This window comes from Sporomusa sp. 246TCP1 (assembly GCF_057319775.1).
Window position 1 is genome coordinate 4357229 of sequence record NZ_CM170492.1, and the last position, 10272, is coordinate 4367500.

Genomic DNA, 10272 nt, shown 5'->3' on the forward strand with positions numbered 1-10272 from the left:
GGGCAGACATCATTATTTAAAAATCTATGTCTGGTTTAATTTGCATTCAATTTTTTTATCAAGCATTATAATAAAGTTAGATACTTCTTCCGGAATATTTCTATTACTTAAAATCCACTCTATTCCTCGTTTAATTTGCATCAATTCTTCATTTTTGTTACAGAATTGATCATATAACCTTTCTAATATCCAAGTTAAAGCATCGCTAGAGTTGTCAAATCCAGCTTTTTCAAATAATCTGGTAGATGCAGTATAGTTCAAAATAAAAGTAAAAATAACATGTATTGCATCTATTTCATTCTTCCCCTCATTCGTACCTGCCTTGCTATGAATTCTACCTTTTAGTAAACTTTCAGCTAAGTAGGATATATTTAAATTCGTCGCCAACCGTAACCACATATCATAATCCTGGGCATACTTGAAGTCAGGATTAAACATACCGACTTCGTCCAAACATTCCCTCCTAATCATAATAGAACAACCATGTATACAATCCCGTACTAATAATATTCGATAAAATGTGGCTCCTTCTAACTCCTTTTCTATAATAGTTCCTAAATAATTGCCTTTTTCATCGATCCAGTCATACCCACTGAAGACCATACCATACTCTGAGTGTAGTTCTAAAAATGATACTTGTTTTTCTAACTTATTTGAAGTGAATAGATCATCAGAACTTAACCAACAAAAATATTTTCCTCTAGCTGCGCGCAAACCATCATTAATTGCTAACGCTATTCCTTGATTCACTTCTTTATTAATTATTTTTATTTTTCCATAGCAATATGTGTTATACTTCCTTATAATATCAACCGTATTATCTGTTGACCCATCATTTACAATAATTAATTCCCAATCAGTAAATGTTTGTTCTATTACACTTTGAATAGATTGGGCAATAAATTGATCTTGATTATAAGTCGGCATGATTATTGAAACCATAGGCTTTGATTTATTACTTACTCGACTGTGTTGCCAGGAGATATCTTGCAAGACCTTTTGAAATAGTTCATTCCATTGAAATAAAGTTTCCTCTACACCTATAGGAATAATTTCAAAATCATACTCAGGATAGGATAAGGCAGTTTGGATAGAATTTGTTACTAATTTGTGTGCTAACTTTAGATTTCTTTCCTGCTGCAAGGAAGGTTTTCCCATTTGGCGTAAATTATCTTGTAAAAAAGCAATTGTGAACTTTTCTTGATCAACAAAGTCTATAAATGTTGCATTTTGTAAAACGACTGATACCTCCGGATGCTGGGAATCTATATATTTTTTTGCCTCTAAAGAAAAATTATTTTTACCTACTATCCTAGTATCAACACCGATAGTAGATGGACAGTTATCCAGCAGAAAGTCCCATAAAACTTTTTCTCCCATTGAGCCGGTAACAATATCGTTACAAATAGCAATTCTAGCACCTGGTTGATCAAAATTCTTTGTTGGTTCACTATCTAATTCACCACATTGAAAGTGATAAACGATACTATCAAATGATGTCTGATGTTTAATATTATGAATAAGTAATTTTTTTATTAAGACTTTATCTCCAGATATATTTGCTTCTCCTTTTTGCGCCAATTGAGGACTAAAAATATTACTGCTTGGAATAATATTACCTTCCGGATATCCTTCCACTAACTCAAAATGCTGTTTCCGGATTAATAGGGGCATATATAACCTACTATCAGGATGCGAATCTTCAATAATTTTGACTACATATTTATTAAATTCATCTTCATTATATGAGTTATACGTATATCCAAAGTTCTTTTCAACCCCATACATCCCGCTTGTTAACTTTCCAGATTCAACCAACCGAGATGTTACACAATTAGTTCCATTATATACTTTTAACAGGTTTTCAAACCAATTCGGGGAAAATGCCATATCAGAATTAATAAAGATTAAAAAATCACCTTGTGCTTTTTTTGCACCATAGTTATATGCACGATATATATTATTAATGTACCATTCATCCGGCTGATTGAGGGTATTATTATATATATAATGTGGTATATAGTTATCCTTTAGATAATTTAAAACATCTTCTGTCGCATTATTTGCCACAAAGTAAAATTCTTTATCACTTAAATCTGTATACTTCAACACTTGATTATATATAAATTTAAGCCATTCTACATCTTTATATATTAAACATATTATTGAATATTGGGGACGGAATACCGACTTTCGGTATTTTTCGACTTCGGTTAGAGATTCTAAAAAGCTCATTGCTATTGGTGGATCATCCTCCAACCATAAACCCTCGGGAAACTCTTGTTTTGGTACTTGTTCCAATACAAGAGTTTCTTCACTAATGAGCCGGTCCAACATATTATATCCACACTGTCCTTTTAACTTATACCTTAAATATCTATAAGCGAGGTTCTTGATTGTTGAGAATCCATAATGCAAAACTTTAAAATTTGTCACACATACTATTTTCCTCAAGTTTTCAGGATATGGCTGTTGATAAAGAGCAGATGTACGTTGATCAAAAGATATTTCAGGAGTAACACGCCATAACCGCACAAACCATTCCGTATCATATAAGCTATCAAGTCTTTTCCACGTTTTACTCCTCCAGATATTTATATTTTGGAGGGAAACCCCGTCGAAATCGTTTTGTATACAAAATTGACATAAATTTTGCAGATTTTCAGCAGTATTAGCACCCAAAACCTCATCTGCATCCAGCCAAAGTATAAAATCCGGTGACAACTTTAAAGCCTCAGTTAATAATCTTTGTTTATGCCTTCGCCTATTATCAAAGTTATTCTTTACTCCTCTGATAACATAAGGTGTGACAGTTAGCATATGTTCATAACTACCGTCTGTACTGCCATCATCATATACAACCACTGCATCCACTATCGGCTTTATATAGTGGATAAATCTATCGAGGTTTCCTTTCTCAATTTCATTATAGACCTGACATATACATACTATTGAATATTTGTTCAAACTTAGCTCCCTCCATAAAAGAACTATTTTCCTAGGACTATTTTCGCAACTGTCTGGCTAACATTCTGCTTTACATATTCGCTCGGTGGAGACCACTCACACGCTTTATTTATAACTAACTCTACCGAACGTAATATGTCATTAGGATTGCTTCCTGTTAATAGGTTGCTTCCAGTCTCAATGGTTTCTGGCCGTTCAGTAACGTCGCGCAGCGTGATACTAGGTACTTTCAAAATACAACATTCTTCTTGAACTGTACCGCTATCACTTAATATACAAGCAGCATTTTTTTCTAATTGGACAAAATCAAATAAACCCATTGGTTCTAAACTAGTAAGTCCGTCCCAACTGGTTATAGATTGATTTTTTTCTATTTGTGAGCGTGTCCTAGGGTGAACACTAAAAATAATCGGTATGTCATACTTTTGTTTTAAGCTTATAAAAGCCTCAAAAAAATTTACCAGTCTATTTGCATCATCTACATTTTCCGCTCGATGAAGCGTTACCAAAAAATAATTTTTCGGCGTAATCTTTAGCTGCTCAAGAATATTACTTTGCTGAATCTGATACTCATAATATTGTAAAACCTCTGCAATCGGATTCCCGGTAACAAAGATTCGATTACTTGCAATGCCTTCCTTAATTAAGTTGGCTCTACTACGTTCAGTATAAGGCAATAATATATCACTGCATTGGTCTATAAGACGTCTGTTTACCTCTTCAGGTACCTTATCATCATAACAACGGTTGCCAGCCTCCATATGAAAGACGGGAATTCGCATACGTTTCGCAACAATAGCTGCAAGCGCACTATTAGTATCCCCCAATAGCAGTATTCGATCAGGTTGCTCGATTAGTATTACTTTTTCAACATCTATTAGTATCTGCGAAATTTGCCCCATTAATGTTTCGGCCTTACACGCAAATATATAGTTAGGTTCTCTTATGCTCAACTGCTCAAAAAATATTTGATTCAATGATTTGATATAGTTTTGCCCTGTATGCATTAGAACATGCTGGCAATTTTGGTCCAAAATTGGAATTATCCTGCTTAGTCTAATAATTTCCGGCCTTGTACCAGCAATTGTTAATACCTTCATTAAAAAAAACTCCCCATTTTTCAAATAAAGCTCTCTCATTGCTATAATTACTTATTAACCTAATCTCATGTAAAGTTTCCAATTTTTCTGTTAAACAAATCAACATATATTTTTTCACAATTCTGCGTCATCCGTTGTGGATTGTTAAACACCGCCTGAAAACACTGAAACGTCATTTCTCCACATTGTTTACGGTAGGTTTCATCCAAAATCAGCTTGTTTACGATCTCTTTAAACTGGGCAAAATCATCCCGCTTGGCCACTAATGGAAGCAACTCCGGTTTCAAGTTCCCGCTAGCAGCATATTCCCCCATGACTGACCGTGAAGCTGCATGAAAAAATGGTTTTGAATAATCATGTTCAAATGAAACGATTGGCATCTTCAATGACATGGCATCAAATAATAGCTGACCACCACCAGAAGGGTAAGTATCAATTAAAATATCCGCGACCCCCATAATACTGAAATAGTCTTTCCTATATGGAAAAACCAGTAGTCTATGTTGAATATCTGCTGTAATCATATCTTGTAGAAATTTCGGTTCATTGCCTTGAATCCCAACAACAATTAAATATACCTTATCATTTAATTGGAGCACTTCAAAAATTGCTCGCCATATTCTTGCATCCTGAAATTTAGTATGGCGACCTGCCATAATCATAACTACAGCATCATTAGTGAGATTAAGTTGAGACCTATGGTACGTCTGGCTTTGTAAAACTTTCTCAACTTCTGCTACAACAACATAATTATCACAGGGAGTTTCTATACATTCCCCAAGACACCATGATATTGTCGCATCCAGCAGAGGTGCTGCAAATTGCGGCAAAGGCCCTGAAACCTGTCCCAGCATAATTGGCGCGGGACGTAAAGAAGCAATATAGTAGTGGTTCAGTTCGGCAAGTAGTGTGGAAAATACTAAAATATCAGGTTGAAAACTATAAATTTGCGCTGCCACCGAGCGTAAATGTTCATCCATTGTCGCGCTATTACGCTCTACAAGAACAACTCTAACACCACTCTTTTCAAATATCTCCATATGCTGCTTACCGTCTTGTGATGCCTCGATTTGTTCTTTCGTATCTGGTGAGAATATTACAACTTCAAAATTGGACTGATCATGATATTGCACAATATTGTTGATCACTCTAATAATTGCCGAATTAGTTTGAAGCATGCCATATACCAGGTACGCAATACGCATCTTTTCCTTTTTAGGGCTTGTGATCCATGGATACTTTAAGTATTGATGCGGTTTTGCAAGCCTTTCAATGCTATCTAATATATCAAAATCATATTCATAATTATCTGTTTTTGTTAAAATAGCCATTGCCATATGACTTTGTTGAAAATAAAATAAAGCCTCTTGAATTTTATTTTCTTTAGCTTTTCTCATGCCAATTCGTTTATACGCTTCTCTTATTTCACTATAATCATTGGTTTGGAAGTGTATTTTAATATATAAGTTTAAAAGTTCATCCGCAAACCCAGATAATAACCATGCACGGTTTATAAAAACTTTGGCCTGATTATAATCATGTATTTGCATATAAGCGATTGCTAAATTAGCATTTACAAAAATCCTGTCCTTTTTTGATTCCATTTTTAAATACGGCAATAACAGAGAAATATCAAATAATTCGCCTGTTATAATCTTACGCAATAAATTATCAAAAACCTCCAACCCCATTTTATTGCCTCCCCATATTTTGTAACCTACTATTCACTTAGAACATTTTCCTCTATATAATTTACTTCATCCTGAACTATTCTAATAACCGTTTGAACATCTTCCTCTTTCATTTCTCCCCACAACGGCAACCTGAGCAACCGAGAAGCTACACTATCAGTCACATCCATTTCCCCACACGTCCGGCCATATCTAATACCTGCAGGTGAACTATGCAGCGGGATGTAGTGAAAAACAGCACCAATGCCCTTATCTTGAAGTCGATGTAGCATCTGATCTCTTTTGCTAGCAGTAGGCAATAGCAAATAATAAATATGACCATTATGACTAATTTCTTGTGGAATAATAGGCCTCCTGAACTTATTATATTTCTCTGCTGCCGCAAAAGATTCATGGTATTGATTCCAAACCTTCATTCTGGCTTTGTCAATTATCGCACAGGAAATAAGTTGACCGTACAAAAAAGCTGCAATTAACTCACCAGGAAGATAGGATGATCCGATATCAACCCACGAATATTTATCTACTAAGCCTTTATGAAACGCCTTCCGATTAGTTCCCTTTTCCCATATTATCTCAGCACGTTCCTGAAAAGTCGTATCATTTATAAGCACAGCTCCACCTTCGCCAGAAACTAGGTTTTTTGTCTCATGAAAGCTAAGAGCTGCAAAATGACCAATACTACCTAGCGGTCGACCTTTATATTTTGCAAGGATTCCCTGTGCAGCATCCTCAATTACCAACAACTTATGCTTTTTAGCAATAGCCATAATCGTATTCATTTCACAGGCTACTCCTGCGTAATGTACGACAGTAATTGCTTTAGTACGTGGTGTAATTGCCGCTTCAATTTTTGTTTCATCAATATTTAGCGTATCTTCTCGAATATCAACAAAAACAGGAACTCCGCCTCTTAAAACAACTGCATTGGCAGTAGAGACAAAGGTATATGATGGCATAATCACTTCATCTCCATATCCGATATCAGCGAGAATGATTGCCATTTCCAGGGCTGCCGTACACGAATTAGTTAATAACGCTTTACCACAGCCAATTTCACATTCTAACCATTCCTGGCATTTTTGCGTAAACTCTCCATTTCCGGCCATTCGCCCCTTATTTAAAACTGATTGAATATTTTTCATTTCATTACCAGTAATGTATGGTTTATTGAACCGAATCATAAACAATCCACCACCAAATAGTTTATCTGAACTTTAATATAATACATAATCTGCATATGCCGATTGCCAGTCAGAGCATAGCCTGCACATTTCCGGCAGTTCCTCGTAGCAACCTTCCGAATGCATTTTACGATACTTACTCAAAATTCCATTTTTCCATACTTCTTTTAATGATTTTTGCGTCACATCACCGGATGGTACTCGGCAATGAAGATCAACAGAACATAAAGCGACTCTTCCATCTGCACAAATATTCATGGTCTGCATTAGCCAGTAGCATGGACGCCGTTTAATCGTTTCATTAGCAATCAGGTTTTCCGCTGTAACAAGACCCGCCCAGCTAATTTTAGGTCTAATCTTGAGATTAACTTTTTTTTCATTCCAAAAACACTTAAATGTTTCAACCTCTTCTTCATTAAACTCCGAAACAACAAACTGCACGAACAATTTTTGCGAAGGCTTACCATATTTCTTTAATAAATCACGATATGCTATTACATTTTGAACCGCCTTTTCAAAGTCACCGCCAATGCGTATTTTTTCATAGGTTTCCTTAGTCGCAGCATCTATGCCAACATAGATAGCATCCAAGCCAGCTTCAATATACTGTCTGCTCCACTCAGCTTTCATTAGCACCCCATTTGTGTTGAGTACTACATCCTCGCAGCCTTTGTCTTTTGCATAGCGAATTCGTTCCGGCATATCACGGCACAAAAAAGGTTCACCAAAAAAGATTTCCCAAATTCGAGCGCTTGGATCTTCAACAGCAATTTCATTAATGATTTTTTTATATAGTCCCATATCCATCATCTGAATCTTACGATATTTATTGATATTTTGGTGATCACACATAGAACACCGTAAATTACACGCGCTCGTATTATCTAATAAGATGACCTTAGGAAAATCAACTGCTTCTTCGATTCGATTGACTTTTGTTAAATTGCTTGTATATGACACATCGTTCGCCTTCTCTCAATTTAGAAGTATGTTCAGACTGAATGACCAAACTTCCTTTTATCCAATATTAATCCTATTTCATCGTATTCGACTCGCAGAAGAGACATGGAGTATACATCAATATATTCATTTTCAATATAGTAATGCTTTCGTAAAATCCCTTCTGTAAAAAATCCACATCGTTGATACAACCGGATTGCTGGGCTATTTTTCACACTCACCAAAAGACATATTTTATTTAGAAGTAACTCCTCAAAACCATATTGCAGCATCAATCGCAATGTAGAAAACCCAAATCCTTTACCCCAGAATTCCGGTTCGCCAATCAAAATCCAAAACTCTGCACGTTTATGCTCACAACTATAATTATAAAATCCCGTGTTACCTATATAAATATCTGAACTTTTTTCATGTATTGCAAAAACAATTTTACTTGGATCCACTAACAAATTTTGATACCACATCCTATGCACTTCATTCGAAACAAATGAAGATCGCAATATAAGAGGGTGTAATAACTTCGTATTAGCCCATTTTCTTGACTTTTCCAAATTTTCTTCGCTAAATGAACGCAAAACAATCTGTTTTGCTTTTATTTCAAGCTTATGCGTATTCATCTCTCATACTCCGCGATTATACTATTGTTCCCTTATGAATTATGAATAATTTCCGCTACGCCATTCCCCAAATATAATATGGGGCGTCTTTACCTACATGGAATAGAAGGTCAATTATTGATACACCATGTTCAAATTGCTGCTGAAACTGCGGATATTGTGGATACCCTGCATATTCTTTATACCGCAATTCTATGTTGTTCGAGTAAAATAGCTCTTCTTCCAAATAATCCTTCGCAGCAGGTCCTGAGATATAAGTAGAAGCATCAAAGTGGTTGACAATGTTCACCAAGCGCTCTGTTTTTCCTCCCGAAATTGCTAAATCCCGTGCATTTACAAACTTAGTTTTTATGCCTAGCAGCCTACTAATCATGATTATTAAGTACTGATTTAAATCAGATAACCGATCCCATTCCATTTTTACATAAACCTCTTCAAACTTTTCCTTATATTCTGCAAAAAACGGCGCTTTCCCATAAAACTGAACAATTGTTCCCCAGTGCTTTTTTTGCCAGTTATATTTATCTCCTGCAATGCAGATTTCATCTATGCTTTTTTTTATATCACTATATACTGGTACAGTTAGCCACATTAGCCTGTTGTTAGCTACTATCTTATTTCTGTTGCGCCAATCATTTACCGTGTATTGCACATCATCATAGAATACAAATATATCTGCATCATGAATAAGATCGAAATATCCCTTCCAAGGGAGATAATTTGATTGAAGAATGACTACTGTCTTCCCCACTTGTCACCTACCACCTTAATTATGAAACATACATGTTATAGTGCCTATATAACTCCTTATGTTTTATGATCCACTCCTTCATCTCTATCACCATATCCACATAAGACGGCACAACAAAGTTAAAATCTGTCCTACTATTTATAAGCGACTTATCTACAATGACACTTCCACATTTATTTATTATTAATTGATTATTTTTAAAGTACTGGTTAAATAGCATAAGTAACTCATACTTGCTTATCTTAGAATTATTCACTAGGTTATATAGCCCTACTAAATTATCTTTTGTAGCTTTTTCTATGGCTTTTGCCAAAACAAGAGTAGTTACTCCTGTCCAAATAGCCCTTGAATAACCGGCAATATCGCCATTTTGTTTCATAAACCAATTAAAAAGACCTATGCCATTTTCTTTCATGTCCGGACCTATTATAGAATTTCTAAATGTTACATCTTTTTTATTATCTATCTCTCCCAGAGCCTTAGATCTATCATAAAAAGTTACTCCATCTTTGAGAGAATTTTCATGATAATTACCATTTTGCCCGGAAAAAACACAATCAGTACTCAGGTGAATAACTTTAGTATTAGTTCTATGTGTAATGTAAGCCAAATAGTGTGGTATATAGCTATTTATATATACTGCTTCATGTTTATTTTCTTCTGCATTTTTGTTTAGAATTCCGATACAATTAATTACTGCATCAAATTGGTATTTATTTATTAAATCTTTTATTTGCTTTGAATCACAAGCATCACCAACTATGTTTTCAGTTAATAAAAAAGGGGTTCTTGTGAATGTGATAACCTGATGACCTTGTTCCTGTAGATATAAAGATATAGCATGCCCTACCATACCGGTTGCTCCAAGAACAAAAAATTTCACTTAATTTCTCCTCCCTCGCTCTAATTCTAACTTTACGTAATCAAGCTCCAGGAGTTTTTGTTTTACTTCATTGATACTAAGGCGGAGTGTATTATGAGAATTATACTCATCCTGGGAAG

9 protein-coding genes (1 of these 9 running past the window's edge) are annotated in these 10272 nt (G+C 35.1%); all 9 read right to left on the minus strand.

Annotated elements, in window-relative coordinates; translation table 11 throughout:
* Window positions 1–24 precede the first annotated feature (24 nt).
* Complete coding sequence (locus tag AC1ECB_RS20600) at window positions 25–2967, minus strand: glycosyltransferase (protein ID WP_485665541.1); 2943 nt, start codon at window positions 2965–2967, stop codon at window positions 25–27.
* Window positions 2968–2990: 23 nt separating this feature from the next.
* Entirely contained in the window at window positions 2991–4067 is a 1077-nt protein-coding gene (gene wecB, locus AC1ECB_RS20605) for a non-hydrolyzing UDP-N-acetylglucosamine 2-epimerase (protein ID WP_485665542.1), read from the minus strand.
* Between the two features lie 65 nt (window positions 4068–4132).
* Window positions 4133–5758, minus strand: coding sequence for a tetratricopeptide repeat protein (locus AC1ECB_RS20610; RefSeq protein WP_485665543.1), 1626 nt, complete (start codon window positions 5756–5758; stop codon window positions 4133–4135).
* 29 nt (window positions 5759–5787) lie between these two features.
* Window positions 5788–6942, minus strand: a complete 1155-nt coding sequence (rffA, locus tag AC1ECB_RS20615) for a dTDP-4-amino-4,6-dideoxygalactose transaminase (protein ID WP_485665544.1) — start codon at window positions 6940–6942, stop codon at window positions 5788–5790.
* 33 nt (window positions 6943–6975) lie between these two features.
* A complete protein-coding gene (locus AC1ECB_RS20620; protein ID WP_485665545.1) occupies window positions 6976–7902 on the minus strand; it encodes a radical SAM/SPASM domain-containing protein in 927 nt (308 codons plus the stop codon).
* A 32-nt stretch (window positions 7903–7934) separates the two neighbouring features.
* Window positions 7935–8519 (minus strand): GNAT family N-acetyltransferase, encoded by a 585-nt coding sequence (locus AC1ECB_RS20625; RefSeq protein ID WP_485665546.1) that lies wholly within the window; start codon window positions 8517–8519, stop codon window positions 7935–7937.
* Window positions 8520–8574: 55 nt separating this feature from the next.
* The gene (locus tag AC1ECB_RS20630) at window positions 8575–9270 is read right to left on the minus strand and encodes a WbqC family protein (RefSeq protein ID WP_485665547.1); all 696 of its coding nucleotides are present in this window, start codon (window positions 9268–9270) and stop codon (window positions 8575–8577) included.
* A gap of 19 nt (window positions 9271–9289) precedes the next feature.
* Complete coding sequence (locus tag AC1ECB_RS20635; protein ID WP_485665548.1) at window positions 9290–10153, minus strand: SDR family oxidoreductase; 864 nt, start codon at window positions 10151–10153, stop codon at window positions 9290–9292.
* Window positions 10154–10272, minus strand: partial view of a polysaccharide biosynthesis protein gene (locus AC1ECB_RS20640; protein WP_485665549.1) — the final stretch only. The gene runs 904 nt beyond the window's last position; only the last 119 of its 1023 coding nucleotides appear in the window; its start codon lies beyond the right edge, outside the window; the stop codon is at window positions 10154–10156. It abuts the gene before it with no gap.

Excerpts from the sequence above, each read along its gene's own strand:
- wecB (WP_485665542.1), bottom strand. The coding sequence starts at position 4,067 with ATGAAGGTATTAACAATTGCTGGTACAAGGCCGGAAATTATTAGACTA.
- AC1ECB_RS20610 (WP_485665543.1), bottom strand. The coding sequence starts at position 5,758 with ATGGGGTTGGAGGTTTTTGATAATTTATTGCGTAAGATTATAACAGGC.
- rffA (WP_485665544.1), bottom strand. The coding sequence starts at position 6,942 with ATGATTCGGTTCAATAAACCATACATTACTGGTAATGAAATGAAAAAT.
- AC1ECB_RS20625 (WP_485665546.1), bottom strand. The coding sequence starts at position 8,519 with ATGAATACGCATAAGCTTGAAATAAAAGCAAAACAGATTGTTTTGCGT.